At 62.4% G+C, this 21,765-nt stretch carries 21 protein-coding genes; 13 read left to right on the plus strand and 8 right to left on the minus strand.

From position 1 onward, the window contains the following. Position 1 precedes the first annotated feature (1 nt). From HF257_RS09995 to HF257_RS10025, 7 genes are all read right to left on the minus strand, one after another. The gene (locus HF257_RS09995; RefSeq protein WP_185707804.1) at positions 2-1,129 is read right to left on the minus strand and encodes a DUF1120 domain-containing protein; all 1,128 of its coding nucleotides are present in this window, start codon (positions 1,127-1,129) and stop codon (positions 2-4) included. Positions 1,130-1,140: 11 nt separating this feature from the next. Then, on the minus strand, positions 1,141-3,576 hold the full coding sequence (locus HF257_RS10000) for a fimbria/pilus outer membrane usher protein (protein ID WP_198913576.1): 2,436 nt from the start codon (positions 3,574-3,576) through the stop codon (positions 1,141-1,143). Positions 3,577-3,713: 137 nt separating this feature from the next. Then, a complete protein-coding gene (locus HF257_RS10005) occupies positions 3,714-4,424 on the minus strand; it encodes a fimbria/pilus chaperone family protein (protein WP_332872295.1) in 711 nt (236 codons plus the stop codon). Positions 4,425-4,462: 38 nt separating this feature from the next. Further along, a complete protein-coding gene (locus HF257_RS10010) occupies positions 4,463-5,089 on the minus strand; it encodes a DUF1120 domain-containing protein (protein WP_185707798.1) in 627 nt (208 codons plus the stop codon). An 81-nt stretch (positions 5,090-5,170) separates the two neighbouring features. Continuing rightward, positions 5,171-5,791: a DUF1120 domain-containing protein gene (locus tag HF257_RS10015; protein ID WP_185707796.1), complete on the minus strand. Its 621-nt coding sequence runs from the start codon at positions 5,789-5,791 to the stop codon at positions 5,171-5,173. A 41-nt stretch (positions 5,792-5,832) separates the two neighbouring features. Beyond that, the gene (locus HF257_RS10020; protein WP_185707794.1) at positions 5,833-6,447 is read right to left on the minus strand and encodes a DUF1120 domain-containing protein; all 615 of its coding nucleotides are present in this window, start codon (positions 6,445-6,447) and stop codon (positions 5,833-5,835) included. Between the two features lie 40 nt (positions 6,448-6,487). Beyond that, entirely contained in the window at positions 6,488-7,117 is a 630-nt protein-coding gene (locus HF257_RS10025) for a DUF1120 domain-containing protein (protein ID WP_332872221.1), read from the minus strand. A 365-nt stretch (positions 7,118-7,482) separates the two neighbouring features. Between HF257_RS10025 and HF257_RS10030 the strand changes: the two genes are divergently transcribed. The 10 genes from HF257_RS10030 to dacB all read left to right on the plus strand — a co-directional run bounded on the left by HF257_RS10030 (position 7,483) and on the right by dacB (position 17,605). After that, positions 7,483-8,295 (plus strand): response regulator, encoded by an 813-nt coding sequence (locus tag HF257_RS10030; RefSeq protein WP_185707792.1) that lies wholly within the window; start codon positions 7,483-7,485, stop codon positions 8,293-8,295. A 181-nt stretch (positions 8,296-8,476) separates the two neighbouring features. Continuing rightward, positions 8,477-9,112: a response regulator transcription factor gene (locus HF257_RS10035; RefSeq protein WP_185707839.1), complete on the plus strand. Its 636-nt coding sequence runs from the start codon at positions 8,477-8,479 to the stop codon at positions 9,110-9,112. 192 nt (positions 9,113-9,304) lie between these two features. After that, entirely contained in the window at positions 9,305-9,943 is a 639-nt protein-coding gene (locus HF257_RS10040; protein ID WP_185707790.1) for a DUF1120 domain-containing protein, read from the plus strand. Between the two features lie 58 nt (positions 9,944-10,001). Further along, complete coding sequence (locus HF257_RS10045) at positions 10,002-10,646, plus strand: DUF1120 domain-containing protein (RefSeq protein ID WP_185707788.1); 645 nt, start codon at positions 10,002-10,004, stop codon at positions 10,644-10,646. 97 nt (positions 10,647-10,743) lie between these two features. Then, positions 10,744-11,214, plus strand: coding sequence for a nuclear transport factor 2 family protein (locus HF257_RS10050; protein ID WP_185707785.1), 471 nt, complete (start codon positions 10,744-10,746; stop codon positions 11,212-11,214). A gap of 37 nt (positions 11,215-11,251) precedes the next feature. After that, on the plus strand, positions 11,252-11,527 hold the full coding sequence (locus HF257_RS10055) for a GIY-YIG nuclease family protein (protein ID WP_016978233.1): 276 nt from the start codon (positions 11,252-11,254) through the stop codon (positions 11,525-11,527). A gap of 75 nt (positions 11,528-11,602) precedes the next feature. Further along, complete coding sequence (locus HF257_RS10060) at positions 11,603-12,538, plus strand: glutathione S-transferase family protein (protein ID WP_185707783.1); 936 nt, start codon at positions 11,603-11,605, stop codon at positions 12,536-12,538. Positions 12,539-12,647: 109 nt separating this feature from the next. Beyond that, positions 12,648-15,068 carry a TonB-dependent siderophore receptor gene (locus HF257_RS10065; protein WP_185707781.1) on the plus strand — a complete coding sequence of 807 codons (2,421 nt, stop codon included), beginning with the start codon at positions 12,648-12,650 and terminating at the stop codon, positions 15,066-15,068. Further along, on the plus strand, positions 15,068-16,099 hold the full coding sequence (locus HF257_RS10070; protein WP_185707779.1) for a YncE family protein: 1,032 nt from the start codon (positions 15,068-15,070) through the stop codon (positions 16,097-16,099). The genes HF257_RS10065 and HF257_RS10070 overlap by 1 nt, the downstream gene beginning before the upstream one ends. 54 nt (positions 16,100-16,153) lie before the next feature. Continuing rightward, the gene (dacB, locus tag HF257_RS10075) at positions 16,154-17,605 is read left to right on the plus strand and encodes a D-alanyl-D-alanine carboxypeptidase/D-alanyl-D-alanine endopeptidase (RefSeq protein ID WP_185707777.1); all 1,452 of its coding nucleotides are present in this window, start codon (positions 16,154-16,156) and stop codon (positions 17,603-17,605) included. 1 nt (position 17,606) lies between these two features. Here dacB and HF257_RS10080 read toward each other — a convergent pair whose 3' ends face one another. Next, the gene (locus HF257_RS10080; protein ID WP_185707775.1) at positions 17,607-18,386 is read right to left on the minus strand and encodes an IclR family transcriptional regulator; all 780 of its coding nucleotides are present in this window, start codon (positions 18,384-18,386) and stop codon (positions 17,607-17,609) included. A 120-nt stretch (positions 18,387-18,506) separates the two neighbouring features. On the opposite strand from HF257_RS10080, the gene hmgA reads away from it, so the two are divergent. From hmgA to maiA, 3 genes are read left to right on the plus strand one after another with little or no spacing between them, the layout of a single operon-like run. After that, a complete protein-coding gene (hmgA, locus tag HF257_RS10085) occupies positions 18,507-19,790 on the plus strand; it encodes a homogentisate 1,2-dioxygenase (RefSeq protein ID WP_185707773.1) in 1,284 nt (427 codons plus the stop codon). Between the two features lie 3 nt (positions 19,791-19,793). After that, positions 19,794-21,080, plus strand: coding sequence for a fumarylacetoacetase (gene fahA / locus HF257_RS10090; RefSeq protein ID WP_185707771.1), 1,287 nt, complete (start codon positions 19,794-19,796; stop codon positions 21,078-21,080). A 15-nt stretch (positions 21,081-21,095) separates the two neighbouring features. Then, a complete protein-coding gene (gene maiA, locus HF257_RS10095; protein WP_185707769.1) occupies positions 21,096-21,731 on the plus strand; it encodes a maleylacetoacetate isomerase in 636 nt (211 codons plus the stop codon). The last annotated feature ends 34 nt before the right edge of the window (positions 21,732-21,765 follow it).

Genomic DNA, 21,765 nt, shown 5'->3' on the forward strand with positions numbered 1-21,765 from the left:
CCTAGAGGTAGTTGAGTTCGAGGGTGGCGGCGCCGTCGAGGCGCACTTCGCTGCCCAGGTCCAGCGTGCCCAACGGGGCGATCACTGCTTCCAGGCTCGCCGTGGCGCTCAGTTGTTGAATCGCCTCGGGGCCGCTGGTGCTGCCGGCACTGGCGCTGAAACCGAGGAAGCGGCTGGCGCCAATCGCCAGTGGGTTGGCACTGGCGCTGCTCCACGGCAGGGCGCCGGTGGGGGAGTCGGTGCGATACAGGTGGGGGAAGCTGTCGGCGGTAGTGCGCTGCGGATCGAAGATCAGCCGATAACGCCCGATTTTTTGCTGTTGAGCGTCAAGGCCCAAGCCGTAGGTGGTTTCGTCAGCCGCACCGCTGGCAGATCCCTGGCGGTTGTCTTGCAGGCGTAGGGCGAATGCCGTGGGCGCGTCGCACGCCACGCTGACCACCAAGGGGCGAGCGGGCAGGGCGGTTTCCTTGTCGAGGCTCAGGTCCATCACCGACAACTTGCCGAACGCCACCGTGCCGCCGTTGGACAGGCTCGGCGTACAGGCCGCTGGGGCGAAGCGGGCTTGCAGGGCCAACTCCCGTGACCGGCCGGTGTGGATGGCGTCGAATTCGCCGCTGGTGTCCCAGGTGACCGCATCGCTGACCCGCAAGGCATCGTCCCGGGCCCAGGCGCTGACGTCCAGTTGCAGCGACAGACTGCGCCCGCTGACCGGCACGCCGGCGCGCATCGGCACAATGCCGTGCTCGGGGCGCCAGCCCAGCGTAGCGCCGGTGCTGACAGGCGGTTGGCCGCTGCCGGGCAACAGTCCCAACTCCACGGCCTGCCCATCAAGCAAGGCATCGCCGGCCTGCAGGCTGTAGCTGCCGCGTTGAGTGAACTGGAAGCGCTCGCCGCTCCCGGCCAAGCCGCGATAGAACAGGCTCAGGTCGGCCGGGTTGGGACAGTTCAGGCTCAGGCTCAAGCGTCGGTCGCCCAGCCGGTGTTCTGCTGCTGATCCTTGCGCGACGGCCCGGTTTATCAAGCCGAAATCCACGCGGGTTTCGCTCAGGTTCAACTGGCATTCATCCATGCCCCAGGCGTTCGCGCCCAGCAACAGGCTCACGGATAACAAGGCTGGTTTCAGGCCCATGCTGAGGTTCCTCATGGTTGGCACCGCGCCGGTGCGGTTTCGAAATACACCTCGGGATCGCCGCGTTCGGGCAACTGGTAATTCAGGCGGCAACGGGGTTGGCCGGGGACGCTGACCCACAGTTCGCGGCGCTCGAGCACGTCGGGCAAAAACACTTGGCTGCCTTCCTGCACCAGGGTCACGAACTCGCCGTCGGCGGTGCTGACCGCCGCGCCACGCGGCAACGGCTGGCCGTCTGCGGTGGTGACGTTGAGCAGCGCACGGCGGGTGAGGGCCACGCCAAACTCGACTTTGTCCACCGCGCCACGCCCGGCCGACAGCACCGCCAAACCGTTGCTGATGTCGGCATTGCGCGGCAGCGAGCGGGTTTGTACCTCCACCGGGCTGCGCCCGTAGGGGCTCAGTTGCGGCACCACGGCCTGGCCTTGCCAGTCGGTCCACACCGGGCCGCTGGGGGTGTTGACCTTGATGCCGGCCATGTCGCCCACCGACATCACGGCGAAGGTCTCGCGTACCTGATAGGGCGAGAACGTCAGGCCATCGCCGTGCAGCACCACGCCACCGCGCGCGCCGCCCTGGTAGCTGGAGCGCTCCTGATTGTTGCGGGTGTAGTTGAAGTCCAATTGGCTGTAGTACGGCAGCGCCGAGACGCCGACGGACGACTCCACCTCACGGTCGCGGCTGTCGCGTTCCACGCCGACCTGGTAGCTCAACTGGTCATTGAGTTGCTCGCTGACCCCGGCGCCGATGCGGTGATCGCCACCGGCATTGCGCGCCCAGGCACGGCCGCGACGGTTCTCGCCCAGGGGCACGCTGATGTTCAGGTACACACTGTCATCGCTTTGCTGGCGCCCGCCGACTTGCCATTCGGCACTCGCCGACACCGACACGCGCCCAAAGCTGGTGCCCCATGACGCCAAGGCGCGGCTGCTGCTGTCACCGGTAAACGAGGACGAGCGTGAGATCCCGGCACTGAACGCGCCGAGCATCGGGTGCGACCAGGACGCGGTGGCGCTTTGCTGGTCGCGATAACGGGCGCGGCGCTGCTCGCGGGTATCGGTGGTGTAGGTGGAGTCGTCCAAGTCGCGATAGCCCAGCGTGCGCCAGGAACCTGCGGTGGTGATCGCCCAGCGTTCACTCAGGCGTTGCGACCACGACAGGTCGGTTTGCACCCCGCGTTCGTTGCCAGTGCGCGTGGCCTGGGCGACTTGGCTGGAGACCTGGAACTGGCTGTCTTGCCACGGCAACCAGCCAACATTCGCGCCCACCGCGCGGTAATCTTCGGCCACCAGTGCGCCGCCGCCGACGCTGACCTGCGGGTGCAGCGCGCCACTCCAGCCACCGCTGACTACCCACGGCTCGGCGCCTTCACCGGCGCCGATCTTGCGCACCCGACCGGCTGCCACCGAGTAGCCCGGCGCCGGTAAACCCAGGCCGAGCATGGCCGCCGGCACAGTGAAGCGGCGCTCTTCGCCGCTGCTTTCCTTGACCGTGACTTCCACATCGGAGCGGCTGTTCAAGCGCCGCACATCGGTGAGGGAAAACGGCCCGGCGGGCACTACCGTGGAATGGATCAACGTGCCGTTCTGGCGGATCTCCACCTGCGCCGGGCTATTGGCGATGCCGGTGATGGTCGCGCCCTGGTTCTGGTCTTGCAGAGCGGTTTCGGTGAGCACCTGGGCGCCGGTGATCTGCGTACCGGCCAGCACGGGGTTGTACAGGTTGATCTGCCCAGCCTGGAACACCGCTTGTTGCTCGGCAAAGGTGCGCTGGGCGTAGGCGTCCAGGTGCGTGGTGCGTGCCACCTTGTCTTGCCAGGTGCGTACCTGGCGGCTGCGCACGATCCAGTCACCGGCGTTGAAGCCCACCTCGGTATTGGCCGAGCCGAAACGGCTGGTGTCGTCGCCGTACTCGTTGTACAGGCCGCTCAGGTCATAGTTGAGCAAGCCGGCAAAACCGCCGGTCTGGTAGCCGGACACGTCGCGCACGGCGGGGCGCAGCGCCTCGGTGGGCACTACAAGCGACAGGCTGAGGGTGGCCGGGTCTTGCTCGATCACGGTCTGCGGGTAGGCGTCGAGGAAGGCGTGGCACTCGTCCTCATCGGCCGGGGTGCGCAGGTCGCCCGCGTCCAGCAGCGGCTGGTTGAAACACAGCGCGCCTTGCCCGTCGAACACCACATCCACCCGGCCACGCCGTTGGCCGTTCACGTTGAGATTGAGGGCGTGGCGCCCGGCCGCGAAGCGTGGCGCTTCCAGCAGCAGGTTGGCCAGTTGCGGGTCGATGCCGCGCTGGGACAAGGTTTGCGGGTCGAATGAACCGGCCAGTTCGTCGGCCAGGGGGTCACTCGCTGGCAGCGCCGTGCTCACGGCCAGCGCCAGGCCCGCCAGCAGCCTGCGCGAGCAGGGCGATGAAAACCCAGGCACGGCATTGCCGTCGCGATCAGTCATAACTGTGCTCACAAGGGGTACTCGAATAAGTGGAGGCAGACCCGCGCCGATCCTTTGGCGAGGCAAGCTCCCGGTGGCCTTCAATGGGAGGCCACTTCGTTATCAGGGCGCCGGCATTGCTCCCGCCGACGCTGCGATCAAAGGGTGATCGGTGCTTCGTACGGGGCTACCGCGAACCCGTAGACCGTGGCCGGCTGCATCTGCACGGTGCTGGCCTGGGCCTGGCTGGCGGCGACGGTCAGCGTCTCGCCCGGCAGCACGTAAGTGCGCGGCAGTAACGCCGAGCCCTTGCCTGGCAGGAGCGTCAGCTCCTGGGCCAGTCGCACCACGTAAGGGGTTGGGTTGTTCACGCTCAGTTGCTGGTTCTTCAGGTTCCAGACCAAGCCAGTCCACGGCGTGCGATTCGGTGCCAGGCCTTTTGGATGCAGGATCACCGGCAGGTTCTGGCGCACCGTCACCCCCACCCGCGCATGCCCGGCCTGGCCAGCGGCGCGGCCTTGGGGCATGCCCTCGAAAATCACGCGCTTGAGGCGCTGGGTGGTCAGGGGCGTGGGCGATTGCAGGATGAAGCGGATCAGTTGGCTCTTGCCCGGCTCGACCCGCGTCAGCGGCGGCGTGACAAATAGCAACGACGCCGGGTCTTCGGGAATGTCTTCGAGGGTGACGTGCAGCAGGGCGAGCTTGGTATCGGTGTTGGTCACCGACACGGCGGCTTCGCCATCGGCTTCATGGACGATCACCACCGAGGTGTCCGGCACCATGCCGTCGGCGAGCACCAGGGTTGGCCCCCACAGTGTCAGGGCCAGTGCGGCGAGGTAAAGACTGGTGTAGCGAACCAGGTTGAACACCCGTGTTATCAAGGCAGCGCAAGGGAAGGGGAACATGACTACAGATACCTCAGGTCTAGCACGATGGAGCCGTCCAGCGGCACCTCTTGGTCGAGGGTCAGGTAGGCGGCGGCGTTGATCGACGTTTTGATTTCCAGCTTGGCGGTGAGCACGTTGTGGGGGTCCGGCACCAGGGTGCCGGGGTGCGCAAAGCCCATGTAGTTATTCGGGTAGGCGTTGGTTTCGGGAAACCAGGTCAGGCCCTTGTTGCTGGAGGCCAGCACGATGGCGCGCTGGCCGTCGCCCATTGCTTCGCGAATGGCCAGGGCCACCGAGCCCAGGCGCTCCGCCGGGGCGTGGATGTTGTTGCCCAGGCCGTAGTAGAAACCCGGCCCCACGGAGGAGTCGGCACGGTTATCCACACCCACCAGCACGAACAGCACCGGTTGGTTGCAGGTCACGTTCATGTCCAGCGTCCGGGCGGGCAGTTCGGTGAACTCGTATTGATTGAGTGAGCGGGCCGGGACCCGCCCGTGATCGACCGTGCCACTGGGGGACAGGGTTGGCGTGCAGGCGCTGGGCGTGATGCTGCCGGTCAACGTTACTTCGACCGAGGAGGCGCCCAGGGCGTTGGTAGCGGTCAGGCACAGACAGAGCGTTATCAAGCGGCGTGAGAACGTGTTCATGGGCTGGTGTTGGAACCGTGTTGTGGGGACATCCGTGAGAACAACGGTGGGCGCAGGGCAGGGCGCTGCGCCCGTTTTGCATTACAGGTATTTGACGGTCAGGGTGACGGAGCCATCGATGGGCACTTCCTCCGTCAGCGTCAGGCTGCTGGCCGGGGCGATGGTGGCCGTGAGGTTCAGGTCGGCGTTGAACACCTGCACGGGAATCGGCGCCAGGGTGGTGTTGTCTGCCACTGAAAGAAGGGTGCCGGTGGAGAAGTTGCTATTGCGTTCCCAAGTGTTGCCACCGTCCGACGATCTGATGACACGGCTCTCGACGCTGTCGGCCAGAGGCGCGGACAGCCAGGCTTCGAGGAAGCCGAGTTTTTCAGTGCCATTGATCAGGCCCAGGCCGAAGCGCACAGGGATGTCGTCGGCGCTCGAACCTGCACGGTTGTCCTGGGGCTCGATCGCCATCAAGGTCGCGGCGTCACAGGTGACGGTCAGGGTGACCTTGTGTTCCCCAAGGTTGGTGAAGTCGTCGGCCTTGAGATCCTTGGCGGAAATCTTGCCGATATCGACATTGCCACCACTGGGCAGGCTTGGCTCACAGGCACTCGGGGTGATCAGCCCACGCACGGTCAGGTCCACGCTGGAGGCGGCGAAAGCACTGCTGGCGCCGGTGAACAGCAGGGTGGCGAACAGGGCGTTGAGGGTCTTCATGGTGTTGCTCCTAACTAGGGGGGAATGGAATAAACAGCGACTTACCAGTACTTGAGTTGCAGCGTGGCCTGGCCATCAATGGGCACCTCATCGAGCAGCGTCAGGTCGGTGGCGGGCACGATGATGGCGAAGGTGCGCAAGCGGGCGTTCAGGGTTTTCAGGGCGATGGGCGTGTTGGGGCCGTCGAGGGCGGCGAACGACGTCAGCGCTTCATGCCCCAGGTAGATCGACTCGGACCAGTTGGCTCCGCCATTGCTCGACGTGATGACTTTGACGGGATTGTCATCGGCCACCGGGTCGAACAGCGAGAAGGCCACGCTGCCCAGTTTTTCTTTTTCCGGGGTCAGGCCCAGGCCGTGGTGTCTCGGGTTGATAGCGGAGGTGCCCGCGCGGTTGTCCACGGTGGTCAACGTAAAAAAGGTCTCACCCTCGCACAGCACTTCAAGGCGAATCTCTGCTGGAGCGAGCCGTGTGGGGGCTGCTGGTTGCAGATCCTTGGAGGTCATTTTGCCGTGGTCGATCACGCCGCCATCCGATAGCACGGGCGCGCAGGCGCTGGGGGTGATCGTGCCGAAAACATTCAGGTCGGCGCTGCTGGCGGCAAAGGCTGCGGGCGCAAAAGCCGCCAGCAGCAGGGCGAGGGTTGGTTTGTCCATGGGCACAGGTCCTTGTGGCGTCAGTGAGGGGTGGAGGGCATTACAGGTAGATCAGGTCCAGCGTGGCTGAGCCGTCCAGTGGAACTTCCTCTGTCAGGGTCAGGTTTGCGACGGGCGCGATTTCAGTGGAGATGCGCAGGTCGACGTTCACGCTGCGCAGCGCTTTGGGCGTGGGGGAGTCGCCAAAGGCGTTCCAAAAGGGATGACCCATGTAGCTGCCGGAAGAATTCACCAGCCAGGTCGTGCCGTTATCGAAGGAAAACAGAGGCTGCACTGGTTCGTCCGCTACCGGGTTGAACACGCCGATGCCATAGCCACCCAACTTCTCGTTACCGTTCACCAGGCCAAGGCCATATATGTGGGACAGGGCGGAAAAGTAGGAAGACCCCAGGCGGTTGTCCCGACCGTTGAGCGCAAACAACGTATCGGCTTCGCACTCGACCTTCAGTTTGAGGGTGACCGGTGCCAGTAGGGTCGTACCGGTGGCGGACAGGTCCTTGGCCGCGATCTTGCCGTAGTCCACCTGCCCGCCGTCACTCAGGCTGGGGGCGCAGGCGCTTGGCGTGATAATGCCCTTTACCGACAGATCCACGGAACTTGCTGCCAGTGCCATCGCGCCGTGGGCGATCAGCAGCGCGCCAGTAAAGGCGGCGAGAGAGTCTTTCAACACAGCGGGTATTCCTATGCAAAGTCTTGGGGACAGATTGGCGCGGGGAAGTTGCCCATGTTCTTTTGGTTAATGGAGGGCACGCGCCGCTTCAGGGAAAGCGGGGGGGAATTTATCGCCGGGAGGGGAGGACGGAAATGCAACTATTACGAATGACAGGGTGGCAATGACAAAAGGGGGTTGTTTAGTCAGAAAACAGCGTTTTTTAAAACCAGAGGTAGCGTTGTCGTAGTTGTTGTATCGCGACCGATCACGCGTTCGGATATTTTTCCCGCTCTTTACGGCCTAAATGCAATTCATTTGGATTCGGGCGGTTGTCTTAATGATGAAAAGTTCGGGTGAGCGGATCGCTCTCTATTGAGGGCACTATGCCTGGCTACTTTCCCCCCAAAGGTCCGCCCGCAGCATTGCCTGAGGCCGCCTGGTCACAGCTTCGGGTGCTTGTGGTGGACGACCATTACACCTATCGATTACTGCTCGGTTCACTCCTGGAAAAACTCGGCGTGGCCCACCGGTGTTGCCGTGATGGGCAGCAAGCGTTGCAGGCACTGGCTGCCGAGCGTTTCGACCTGGTCATCAGTGATTGCCGCATGCCGGTCATGGATGGCTACACCATGACCCGCGAACTGCGCCGTCGGGAGCGGGCTGAAAAGCGTACGCCGATCATCGTGCTTGGACTCACCGGCAGCCTTGGGCGCGAGGAGATTCGGCAATGCCTGGCGTGCGGGATGGACGGCTGGCTGGTCAAGCCGATCGGGTATGCGCAATTGCGCGAGGTGTTGCGTTGCTGGCTGTCTCAGCCGGAATCTGCGACCAATACCGACGAGGAACCCCGTTCAATTTCGGCGAGCCGCACTGTTTTCCCCAGCCGTGCCAGCCTGATCGAGGCCTTTGGTTCGTGGGACGTGGTCGAGCCTATGGTGTTCAGTCTGATCCAGGAGGCCTATGCCGACTTGGCCGTGCTGACCCATGCGCAGGCGGTGCGGGATGCCCGGATGGCCACCCAGTGTCTGCATCGATTGGTGGGGAGCGTGGCGTTCCTGGGGGAAACTGGGCTGGAGGCCGGGGCATTGCAATTGATCAGGCAGGTTCAATCAACCGGAGTAGCGATGAACCGTTCGGCGTTGGACGAGTTCCGTGGGGGGGTTGAGCGTTATCTGAATTATCTGGCACATCTCTGAAGGAATTTATCCATTAGTTATGTAGTACTTTTCTGTATGTAATTTCTCTTAATTATGTAGGAAGTGGTGTGTGGCTCTTTAAATGTGGGGTGTGCCGCAAAGTCGGTGAGTTATTTCCTGTTGTTGCAAGGGCATGATCGCGGTATTTTTGCGCTCTCAAATTGCCATCATGGAAAGACCGATGATTCGCATCATTATTGCTGACGATCACCCTATTGTTCGCGTGGGACAGAGAGTGGTGATTGAAGCCAGTGGAAAGTGCAAAGTAGTGGGTGAGGCTGATGGTCCGGATCAACTGCTTGAGTTAGTCCGGCAACTGCCCTGCGATGTGATCGTGACCGACTTCGCTATGCCCGGAAATCATCAAGCTGACGGGTATGGGTTATTGGGTTTGTTGAACCGCCAGTACCCTGATGTTCCCGTGATCCTGGTGACCATGTTTGCCAATATCGCGACCCTGCGCACAGCCTTCTCCCACGGCGCCAGGGGCGTTATCGCCAAGAGCGCTTCGGCCCGCGAGCTGCCCCTGGCGCTGAAGGCCGTGGTGCAGGGGCGTCAATTTGTCAGTGAGTGCCTGCGTGTGCAATTGGACCAGGTGTGTGGCTCGCAGCCGACCCAGCCCCCCACGTTGTCCGGCAAGGAACAGGAGGTGGTGCGCATGCTGGCAAGTGGCATGACCGTCAGCCAGATCGCGGCGCGGGTCAATCGCAGTATTTCAACTATCAGTAAACAAAAGAGCACGGCGATGAATCGGCTGTGTATTTCTACCGATGTGGACTTATTTGCCTATGCGCGAGATATCGGGATGGTGCCTTAGTTGGGGGTATTCGTAATATTTGCATTGGGCGATTGATGGCGGCTCTATAAAGTAAGTGCTTGCTCTGGCTTGGTGGAATGCTGGAGCGTTAATCCCTAGTCTAAAGATAGAGTCGTATTTATTGTGAAGGTCAGGTGCAGTGATGTACCGGGTGTTTAACAATAACAGCGCACTCCTGCGAGCACTTACATAATGAAGAAGTTATTGGCTTTGATGGCGGCTATTACAGCTGCCAGTGCAGGGCATGCCTTGGCTGCGTCCAGCGTGGAACTTCGCGCCAAGGGCAGCATTACACCGTCGGCGTGTATGCCGTTGTTGGCTAACGGAGGGACGGTGGATTACGGGAAAATCTCGGCCAGTGATCTGAAACCTTCAAGCAACACCCTGTTGCCTGTGGCCAGGCTGCAACTGTCGGTCAGTTGTGAGGCGCCGACATTGGTAGCCGTCAAGAGCCAGGACAACCGCGCAGGCACCTCGGCGGAGTACGACGCAGCCTTGCCCAATTTTGGCCTGGGCCTGGCGCCGGGCAATGTGAAAATTGGCTGGTACACCCTCAAGATGACCCATGCCACCGCTGACGAATTGCCCGCTTTGTTGATTGAGTCCATGGACGGCCAGACCTGGCTCGATGCGCCGGAAAATACCATCTGGCAGCCCAACTGGATGCGTACGGTCAATGGTGCAAGCGCCGTAGCCCCCGCGCCGCGGCCACTGATGAGCATGAAGATGGACGTTGTTGTTGCCTCGACGATCACTCACCGCAAGCTCTTGCCGGTCGGCGTGGAAATCCCCATCGACGGCAGCGCAACGCTGGATGTCATCTACCTCTAACGATGAAGGGCCGGACGCCGTGGGCGCCTGGCCATGATCTCTCCACGAGTATCCGTACATGAAGCAATTTCTGATGGTCAGCGCCCTGGCGCTTGCCGCTATGGGCCCCGCCATGGCCGCCTCCAGCGTGGATGTAAACGTCAAGGGTCGCATCACTCCCGCTGCGTGTACGCCCGCATTGTCCAATGCCGGCGTGGTAGACCACGGCAAGATATCGCGCAAAGACCTGGACCCCCACAACAAGCCGACGGCGCTGCCGGTTGCGACCCTGCAGCTGCGTGTCGATTGCAGCGCGCCGACCTTGATTGCCATCAAGAGCCACGACAATCGGGCGGGCAGTTCCGGCGAGGAGTCGATCGGCCAGCCCAACTTCGGCCTGGGGCTGGTCAATGGTGATACCAAGGTGGGCTGGTACTTGCTGAAAACGGCCAACGCGCTGGCTGACGGAGTGGGCCGGCCGATGATTGAGTCCAACGATGGTGCCGCCTGGTCGGATGCCACCCATCCGGGGCTGGTTTGGCAAGTCAACGGCATGCGCGCGCTGGGATCGATCGCGGGGGGTAACGTTGCGCCCCTGCCGTTGCAAGTCATGATCCTGGATATCCTGGTCGAGACCATGATCGTCAGGATGCAGTACCTGCCGCCTGTGGGCCAGGAGTTTGCGTTGGACGGTAGCGCCAGCCTGGACGTGGTCTACCTCTGATCACAGCTGACTCATTGATGCTGTAAATGGGCATGGCTTTGCGCCCATGGGCAGACTATCGTGCAAACCGGATAACAATAGCGCCCGGAGCCTGCCCATGAGTGATGCCCACACCGCCCTGATCAACCATTTCTACCAGGCCTTCCAGCGCCTGGACGCCGAGGCCATGGCCGCCTGCTACACCGATGACGTGGTGTTCAGCGACCCGGCCTTTGGTGAACTGCGCGGGCGCGATGCCGGCGATATGTGGCGCATGCTCACCACCCGCGCCAAGGACTTCTCCCTGACCTTCGACAACGTGCGCAGTGATGAGCGCAGCGGCGGCGCGCATTGGGTTGCCACCTACTTGTTCAGCGCTACTGGCAACACGGTGGTCAACGATATCCAGGCGCGCTTCGTGTTTCGCGACGGCAAGATCTGCGAGCACCACGACAGCTTCGACCTGTGGCGCTGGTCGCGTCAGGCCCTGGGCACCAAAGGCCTGTTGCTGGGCTGGACGCCGATCGTCAAAAACGCCGTGCGCGCCCAGGCACTGCGTGGTTTGAAGGCATTTCAGGCCAGTCGTTGATAAGCTTGGCGCTCCTGTGTTTTAGCCGAATCGACCCGTGACTGATCCTTCTGAACCCAAACCCTGGTTCGTCTACCTGGTACGCGCCGCCAACGGCTCGCTGTACTGCGGCATCAGCAATGACCCGGTGCGCCGCTTTGCCTCTCACCAGAGCGGCAAGGGCGCGCGGTTTTTCCTGTCCAGTCCGGCCGTGGCGCTGGTGTACACCGAGCAATGCGCGAGCAAGGGCGAGGCGCTGCGCCAGGAACGGCTGATCAAGAAATTGAAGAAAAGCGCCAAGGAATGCCTGGCGGCGAGTGGCTCATTGATTTGACTGATGGGTTCCCATCGCCCCCAAACGGGAGGTTGCAGGCTAAGCTAGCGGTTCACTTCTAGAGCGGAGTCCGGCATGTCTGAGTTGATCCTTCACCACTACCCGCAATCCCCTTTCGCGGAAAAGGCCCGCCTGTTACTGGGCTTCAAGGGTGTGTCCTGGCACTCGGTGCTGATCCCGCCGGTCATGCCCAAGCCGGATTTCACCCCGCTCACCGGCGGCTATCGCAAGACTCCGGTGCTGCAAGTGGGCGCGGATATCTACTGCGACACCGCCTTGATCGCCCGCCGCCTGGAGCAGGAAAAAGCCGCCCCGGCGTTGTTTCCCCAAGGCCTGGAGCTGGTCACCCAAGGCTTCGCCGCCTGGGCCGACTCGGTGGTGTTTTCCCATGCCGTGGCGCTGGTGTTCCAGCCCGAATCCCTGGCGGTGAAATTCGCCAAAGTGCCACCGGAGATGATCCAGGTGCTGGTGGCCGACCGCGGCAAACTGTTCAGCGGCGGCACGGCGACGCGTGTGCAATTGGACCAGGCCCTGCACCAATGGCCCGCGATTGTCAGCCGCATCGATCAGCAATTGAAGCACCAAGCCGGGGACTTCCTGTTCGGCGAGCCTTCGATTGCCGACTTCTCCCTGGCTCACCCGTTGTGGTTCCTCAAAGGCTCATCTGTGACCGCGCCGTTGGTGGACGCTTACCCGACTGTTGCCGCCTGGCTGGACCGCGTGCTGGGCTTCGGCCATGGCACCTCCACCCAGATGAGCGCCGAGCAGGCCCTGGAAACCTCGCGCAACGCCACGCCGGCCAATCTGCCGGATGAAGTGTTCGAGGACTTGAATGGCTTCACCCCAGGCCAGCAAGTGACCATCAGCGCCACCGACTACGGCACCGACCCGGTCGCCGGTGAACTGCTGTTTGCCGGGCGTGAAGAACTGATCCTGCGCCGTATCGACGACCGCGCCGGCACCGTGCACGTGCACTTCCCACGCATGGGGTTCCGTATCCAGGCGCAATAAACAAAATATTTTGCAAATTAAGGTGAGGTAAACCTGCGGCCCATCCGTGTAGTGCTTGAAACTGCGATCTATTCGCATTAACAGCGTTTTCTACACGGGTTCTCACAGCATGAAGTCGACGGCGGGCGGTTTGGTTAAACAGTGGCTGGGAGCCTCGGTATTGGCGGTGTCGGGGTTGGCATTGCTGCCCTTGAGCGTGGCTCAGGCACAGGAGCAGCAAAGCGCCCAGTTCAACTTTGCCCTGGCAGCCAAACCGCTGCCCCAGGCGTTGAGCGATTTCAGCCGCGTCACCGGGATCAGCGTGATCTACACCGATGAAGCGCCCTACGGCCTCAGTGCCCCGGCGGTCAGCGGCCAGATGAGCGCGACCCAGGCCTTGCAACGCCTGCTCGGCAACTCCGGCTTCACCTTCCGTCAGATCGATGCCCGCACCCTGGCGCTGGAACCGGTGCCCACCGAAGGCGCCGTCAACCTTGGCGCCACCACCATCAGCGGCGTTGGCCAGCAGGCCCAGGACAGCACCAGCTACCAGCCGCCACCCACCAGTTCGGTGATGCGCTCCAAGGCGCTGCTGCTGGAAACCCCGCAAACCGTCAACGTCGTCCCGGCCCAAGTGCTGCGAGACCAGACCCCGCGCAACCTGGATGACGCCCTCGGTAATATCAGCGGCATCACCCAGGCCAACACGTTGGCCAGCACCCAGGACGCGGTGATGCTGCGCGGCTTTGGCGACAACCGTAACGGTTCGATCATGCGTGACGGCATGCCCGTGGTGCAGGGCCGGGCGCTGAACGCCACCGCCGAGCGCGTCGAAGTGCTCAAGGGCCCGTCGTCGTTGCTGTACGGCATCCAGGACCCGGGCGGTGTGGTCAATATCGTCAGCAAAAAGCCCGAGCTGGTGCAGTCCACCGCCCTGACCGTGCGCGGCTCCACCTTTGGCGACGGCAAGAACGGCAGCGGCGGCAGCCTCGACACCACCGGCCCGATTGGCGACAGCGGCTTGGCTTACCGGCTGATCGTCGACCATGAAGATGAAGACTACTGGCGCAACTTTGGCACCCACCGCGAAACGCTGGTGGCGCCGTCACTGGCCTGGTACGGCGACAGCACCAAGTTGCTGTTCGCCTACGAGCATCGCGAGTTTCTCTCGCCGTTCGACCGTGGCACCGCCATCGACAAGTCCAACCACCCGCTGGACATTCCGTCCACTCGGCGCCTGGATGAGCCCTTCAACAATATGGAAGGCCGCTCCGACCTGTACCGCTTCGAAGCCGACCACGACCTGAACGACGACTGGAAAGCCCACTTCGGCTACAGCTGGAACCGCGAGACCTACGACGCCAGCCAAGTGCGCGTGAGCGCGGTGAATACCAACGGCACCCTGACCCGCAGGATGGACGGCACCAAAGGCGCGATCACCACCGACCGCTTCACCACGGCCAGTCTGGAAGGCAAGGTCAACGTGTTCGGCTTACAGAACGACCTGGTGTTCGGCGTGGATGACGAATACCGCAAGATCTACCGCGCCGAACTTATCCGCCAGAATTCGCGCAGCACGTTCAACTACAACAACCCGGTCTACGGCAACGAAGTCGCGGGTACCACCGTCAGCGCCGCCGACAGCGCTCAGACTGACCTGCTGCGCAGCGACTCGCTGTTCTTCCAGGATGCGATTCACCTCACCGACCAGTGGATTTTCGTCGCTGGTGCGCGCTACCAAATGTATGACCAGTACGCTGGCAAGGGCGTGCCATTCAAAGCCAACACCAACGGTAACGGCCAAGCCTGGGTGCCGCGTGCGGGCTTGGTGTATCGCTACACCGATGAATTGTCGTTCTACGGCAGCTACACGGAGTCATTCAAACCCAACTCCACCATTGCTGCACTGGCGGATGGCAGCACCTTGACCGGCGACCTGACGCCCGAGAAATCCAAATCCTGGGAACTGGGGGCCAAGCTCGACATTCCTGGGCGTATCACCGCCAGTGCTGCGTTGTTCAACATCGACAAGCGCAACGTGTTGGTGTCGTCGGAAGTGGCTGGCAGCACCATCTACAGCCTGGCTGGCCAGGTGCGTTCCCGCGGCCTGGAACTGGACGCCACTGGCCAGTTGACCGACCAGTGGAGCGTGATTGGCAGCTACGCCTACACCGATGCCCTGGACACCAAGGACAAGGACCCGACGCTTGAAGGCAACCGCCTGCAAAACGTCGCCAAGCACACCGGCTCGTTGTCGGTGGCCTACGACTTCGGCAGCATTTTCGGCGGCGACCAACTACGTGTGGGCACGGGTGCCCGCTACGTCGGTGAGCGCGCAGGCGATGCCGCCAACGATTTCAACTTGCCTGGCTACACCGTGGCCGATGCATTTGCCACCTATGACACCAAGATCGACGGGCAGAAGGTCAAGTTCCAGCTCAACGTGAAGAACATGTTCGACCGCACTTACTACACCTCGGCGGCCAGCCGCCTGTTTGTGTCGATTGGTGATGCTCGGCAATTCTCGGTATCCAGCACCTTGGAGTTCTGATGAAAAAGCTCGGTGCATTATTGGCCCTGTTGATCAGCGCTTCGGCACTGGCCGATGGGGCGTCGTACCACCGCGAACATCGGATGACGCTGCCCGGCTCCGGTCACAGTTGGGGCTTTGTCGGCCTCGACCCGACTCGGCCCTACCTGTTCGTGGCCCGTCGCGAAAACGGCCTGACAGTGTTTGATGTGCAGCACCAGCGAGCGGTCAAGACCGTGGCCCAGTCCGAGGGCGCCAACGGCGTGGTGTTTGTGCCCGGATTGGACCGGGTGTTCGTGCTCAATACCGACGGCAGCCTGGGCGTGGTGCAGTTATCCACACTCAAGCCGCTCAAACGTATTGCGGTGGCGCAAAGCAACCTCAACAGCGCTGTGTACGAGCCGTCCACCGGTAAGGTCATTATTGTCAGCGGGCGGCGGGCGGATCGTTCGACGTTGTTTGAGTTCGATCCCCAGCAGGAGCGCATCACCGGTGCCCATGAGTTGGCGGTGAAGAAAATCGACCCGTTGTTGCTCAAGGGCGATGGCAGTTTCTTCCTGCCGATGCGCGATGAAGGCAAGGTGGCGCGCTATGCCGCCAGCACCTTTGGCGTGCTTGATACCTGGCAATTCGCCGACTGCCCCAAGCCCAGCGCGCTGGCCCAGGATGTCGAGCGCCAGCGCTTGTTTGTCGCGTGCCGGGGCGACGATCCGGTGTTGATCGTGGCGGATCGCGAGACGGGTGAAGTGAAGGCCAAGTTGCCGATTGGGCGTGACGTCAACGCCGTGGCCTACGACGCGCAGCATCGTCGCTTGCTGATCCCCAGCGGCGTGGATGCCAACCTGATGGTGATCGACCAGCAGGATGCCGATCACTACGCCTTGGCCGCCACCGTCAGTACCTTGCCGATGGCCTACAACATGGCGTTCGACGCCCAGCGCCAACGGGTTTACCTTCCGGCGATGGACTATGTGTTGCCCGCCGCCGAGCCTAAGGCCGATCCACAATTTCAGGCCGATACGTTCTCCATCACCACCCTGGCACTTGATTGAGCGCAGTGAATTAACCAAGCTGCGCACTCTTTCAGATTCAGGAATGCCAGGGTTATGCGGTTGGGACGATGGATACACGCCGGTGCGATGGCGCTGGGTTTTGGGCTGTTGCTCAGTGGTTGCGCCTCACCGTCGAAGACGGCCACCGGGCAAAGCCTCGACCAGTTGCTGGCCGACCCGGCACTGCATGGCGCCACGGTTTCGCTGATGGTGCGTGATGCTCGCAGTGGCAACACGTTGTATCAGCACAACCCGCGCACGCGGTTGGTTCCCGCCTCCAATCTAAAACTGCTGACCACGGCAGCGGCGATGGATGTGCTGGGGCCGCACTACCAGTTTGCGACGCAACTGCTAACCAACGGCACGCAGCAAGGCGAGCGCCTGGTGGGCAACCTGTACCTGCGCGGCCTGGGCGACCCGACGCTGCAATTCGCCGATTACCAGGCCTTGGCCGCACAACTGGCCAGCAAAGGCGTTCGCCAAGTGCAGGGCGACCTGGTGTTCGACGACACGTGGTTCGACGCCGAGCGGTTGGGTGTCGACTGGTCCCACGATGATGAAAGCACCTACTACGGCGCGCAAATTTCAGCGCTGACCGTGTCACCCAATGCGGATTTTGATGCGGGCACTGTGCTGGTCACTGCCAAGGCGCCAGTGCGAGTCGGTCAGCCGGTCGGCGTCGAGATCTTCCCGCCCACCGATTACCTGCAACTGAGCAATCGCGCGGTCAGTGGGCCGGGCAACACCTATGGGATCAACCGCCGCCACGGCACCAACCTGTTGCAGCTCAGCGGTGCGGTCGCGCCGGGCAAGCAGAGCAAGCAATTGGTCAGTGTGTGGGAGCCGACGCAATTGGTGGCGAACCTGTTTGAGCAAGCGCTGGCGCAGCAGGGCATCACGGTGTTGGGGCGTCGGGTGATCGGTGGTGCAAGCCCGGCGGCAGCGAATGTGTTGGCTGAACACCGGTCGGCACCGTTGCAGGAGTTGATCACGCCGCTGCTCAAGCTGTCGAACAACAACATGTCCGAAGCTCTGTTGAAGGCCATGGGCCGCCAGAGTACCAACAGCGGCACGGCGGCGGCAGGCGTGGTGGCGGTGGCCGGGTTTCTCAAGCGTCAGGGCTTGGATACGGCAGCGCTGAACCAGGTCGATGGGTCCGGCTTGTCGCGGCTTAACCTGGTGTCGTCGCAAACCCTGACCGACCTGCTGTTGGCGGCCAACAAACAGCCGTGGTTCAACGCCTGGTACAACGCGTTGCCGATTGCGGGTAACAGCGACCGCATGACCGGTGGCAGTTTGCGCTACCGCTTGCGCGGCACCCCAGCGCAAAACAACCTGCACGCCAAGACCGGCTCTATGGGCGGCGTGTCATCGTTGAGCGGCTACGTCACCGACGCCCATGGGCAGCGGTTGGTGTTTGCAATGATCACCAACAATTACGTGGTCAGCGGCGCCCAGGTGAAGGCGCTGGAAAACCGCGTGGCAGTGGCTTTAGCCAACTGGTGATTCAGGGCTGATAGCCCATGCGCCAACTCACGGCCCGGGTCGCTGCCAGCAAGTGCTGCGCCGCCGGGCCGTCTTCATCGGCGTGGAACAACGAGGTGGGGCCGACCACGGTCATCACCGCCGCCACTTGCCCGACGGCGTTGAATACCGGCGCCGACAACGCATCCACACCCGGCATCAGCAAGCCATGCACAAAGTGCAGGCCACGGCTGCGGATCTGTTCGCACGTGGTGGCGTAGGCCTGATCGTCTGCCAGGGCGTGGGCGATGCCGGCCTGGATCTCGCGCTCCCGCAAATCCACCGTCTCCCGCGACGGTAAATAGGCGCTGAACACCAGCCCGGTGGACGAACTGAGCAGCGGCAGCACTGAGCCCAGTTGTGTCACCACCGTCACCGCGCGCACGGCGGGTTCGATGTGCACCACGGTTGCGCCCTGGTTGCCCCATACCGCCAGAAAGCAGGTTTCATTCAATTCATCGCGCAGCTCCGCCAGGGGCAGGGCGCCGACCTTCAGCACGTCCATGCTGCCCAGTGCGGCCAGGCCCACGCGCAAGGCTTCACGGCCGAGGCCGTAATGGTTGGTGGCGGTGTTCTGTTCGGCAAAACCCGAGGCGATCAATGCCTGCAAATAGCGGTGCACCTTGCTCGCGGGCATTTGCACGTGCTCGGCCAGGCGCGACAGCGAAGTGGCCGGCGACAGTTCGGCCAGGGCCTTGAGGATATCGGTGCCCACTTCGGCCGAGCGGACTTTCTGTTTACCGGTGTCGCGGGGCTTTTCCATGGAAGGGCGAGTATCCGAGAGATGAATGGGCGTCTTTATAGCTTGACGGTCGATAGTGATCAAATTACGTTATGCGTAACTGGATTACGATAAAAACAACTTCCGTACAGAGGACGATCCATGAACCTCGAATACCAATCGGGCTTCGGCAATGAATTCGCCAGCGAAGCTCTACCCGGCGCATTGCCGGTTGGCCAAAACTCCCCGCAAAAAGCGCCCTATGGGCTGTACACCGAACTGTTCTCCGGCACGGCCTTTACCATGGTGCGCAGCGAAGCCCGGCGTACCTGGCTGTACCGCATTCAGCCTTCGGCCAACCATCCGGCGTTCGTCAAGTTGGAACGGCAATTGGCCGGTGGGCCGCTGGGGGCGGTGACGCCAAATCGCTTGCGCTGGAACCCGTTGGATATTCCTGCTGAGCCGACGGACTTTATCGATGGCCTAGTGGGCATGGTTGCCAACTCCGGGTCGGAAAAACCCTCAGGCATCAGCATTTATAACTACCGTGCCAACCGCTCAATGGAGCGGGTGTTCTTCAACGCCGATGGCGAACTGTTGATCGTTCCCGAGCAAGGTCGCTTGCGCGTCGCCACCGAATTGGGCGTGCTGGACGTGGAGCCGCTGGAAATCGTCGTGCTGCCACGTGGCTTGAAATTTCGCATTGAACTGCTGGATGCCCAGGCCCGCGGCTATGTCGCAGAAAACCACGGCGCGCCGCTGCGCCTGCCAGACCTGGGGCCTATCGGCAGCAACGGCCTGGCCAACCCGCGGGATTTCCTCACGCCGGTGGCGCACTACGAAGACCTGAAACAGCCTACAACCCTGGTGCAGAAATTCCTCGGCGAACTCTGGGCCTGCGAGCTCGACCATTCGCCGCTCAACGTGGTCGCCTGGCACGGCAACAACGTGCCGTACAAATACGACCTGCGTCGTTTCAATACCATCGGCACGGTGAGTTTCGATCACCCAGACCCGTCGATCTTCACCGTTTTGACCTCGCCCACCAGCGTGCACGGCTTGGCCAACCTCGACTTCGTGATCTTCCCGCCGCGCTGGATGGTGGCCGAGAACACCTTCCGTCCGCCGTGGTTCCACCGCAACTTGATGAACGAATATATGGGCCTGATCCAGGGCGCCTACGACGCCAAGGCCGAAGGCTTCCTGCCCGGCGGCGCGTCGCTGCACAGCTGCATGAGCGCCCACGGCCCGGACGGCGAGACCTGCACCAAGGCGATCAACGTCGAGCTGGCGCCACACAAGATCGATAACACCATGGCCTTCATGTTCGAGACCAGCCAAGTGCTGCGCCCGACCCAGTTCGCTTTGGACTGCCCGCAACTGCAACTTTCTTACGACGCGTGCTGGGCCTCGCTGCCTGCCACCTTCAACCCGAACCGGAGATAACCCATGACTCAGCCAACCCACACCCGCAGCTGGGTGACCTCCGCCAACGGTCACACGGATTTCCCCCTGCAAAACCTGCCTTTGGGCGTGTTCAGCATCAACGGCTCGGCACCCCGCAGTGGCGTGGCGATCGGCGATTCAATCCTCGACCTGCATGCGGCAATCGACGCGTTCGAGGGGGAAGCCCGTCGTGCCGTGGAGGCCACTGCTGGCGGCCAACTGAACGCTTTTTTCGAGTTGGGCCGTGGCCCGCGCGTGGCCTTGCGTGAGCGCCTGCTGGAACTGTTGGTCGAGGGCAGCCCGCTGCAAACCCGTGAAGGTCAGGTGCTACATCGCGCCGCCGATTGCCAGATGCACGTCCCCGCGCGGATCAATGACTACACCGACTTCTACGTCGGCATCGAGCACGCGCAGAACGTTGGCAAGTTGTTCCGTCCGGACAACCCGCTGCTCCCCAACTACAAGTACGTGCCGATTGGTTATCACGGCCGTGCATCCACCATTCGCGCCTCTGGTGCCGATGTGCGTCGCCCTAAAGGCCAGACGCTGCCCGCTGGCCAGACCGAACCGACCTTCGGCCCCTGCGCCCGCCTGGACTACGAGCTGGAACTGGGCATCTGGATTGGCCAGGGCAATGCCATGGGCGACTCGATCGCGATTGGCGACGCCGCCGAACACATCGCCGGTTTCTGCCTGCTCAACGACTGGTCGGCGCGGGACATTCAGGCCTGGGAATACCAGCCGCTGGGGCCGTTCCTGTCGAAAAGCTTCATCACCACCATTTCGCCGTGGGTCGTCACCGCAGAAGCCCTGGAACCGTTCCGCAAGGCCCAACCGGCGCGTCCCGAAGGCGACCCACAACCGCTGCCGTATTTGCTGGATAAACGCGATCAGGCCGCTGGCGCCCTGGACATCGAACTGGAGGTGCTGCTGACCACCGCCGCCATGCGCGAGCAGAATGTGCCAGCCCATCGCCTGGCGCTGAGCAACAGCCTGCACATGTACTGGACCGTCGCACAGTTGGTGGCGCACCACAGCGTCAACGGTTGCCAGTTGCAGGCGGGCGACCTGTTTGGTTCGGGTACTTTGTCCGGGCCAGAAGTGGGGCAGTTTGGCAGCCTGTTGGAAATGACCGAAGGCGGCAAAAAGGTGATCGAGTTGCCGTCCGGCGAAGTGCGCAAGTTCCTCGAAGACGGTGACGAAATCATCCTGCGTGCTCGCTGCAACCGTGAAGGCTTTGCGTCCATCGGCTTCGGCGAATGCCGTGGCACCGTGGTTGCAGCGCGCTGAGAGAGGGCTTGGGTGATGGAACTCTATACCTACTACCGTTCCACTTCGTCATACCGGGTACGGATCGCCCTGGCGCTCAAGGGCCTGGATTTTACGGCGGTGCCGGTCAACCTGCTGGTGCCACCGGGCGGAGCCAATCGCCAACCCGACTACCTGGCGATCAACCCGCAAGGCCGTGTGCCGGCCTTGCGTACCGATGACGGTGAACTGTTGATCCAGTCACCGGCGATCATCGAGTACCTGGACGAACGTTATCCACAGGCACCGCTGCTGTCCAAAGACCTGGCCACCCGCGCGCATGAGCGTGCGGTGGCGTCGATCATCGGTTGTGACATTCACCCGCTGCACAACTCCAGCACCCAGAACCTGCTGCGCCAGTGGGGGCATGACGAGGCGCAGTTGCTGGAATGGATTGGGCATTGGATCAGCCAGGGGCTTGGGGCGGTGGAGCAGTTGATTGGTGATGCAGGCTTCTGCTTTGGCGAGCAGCCGGGCATGGCGGATGCGTTCCTGATTCCGCAGTTGTATGCGGCGGAGCGCTTCAAAGTCCCGTTGGCGGCGTACCCGCGCATTGGTCGGGTGGCCGCATTGGCAGCTCAACATCCAGCGTTCATCCAGGCCCATCCCGCCAATCAACCTGACACCCCTTAGCGCCCACAATGGATGTGCATTACACCTCCCAATA

The sequence above is a fragment of the Pseudomonas cremoris genome, from assembly GCF_014230465.1.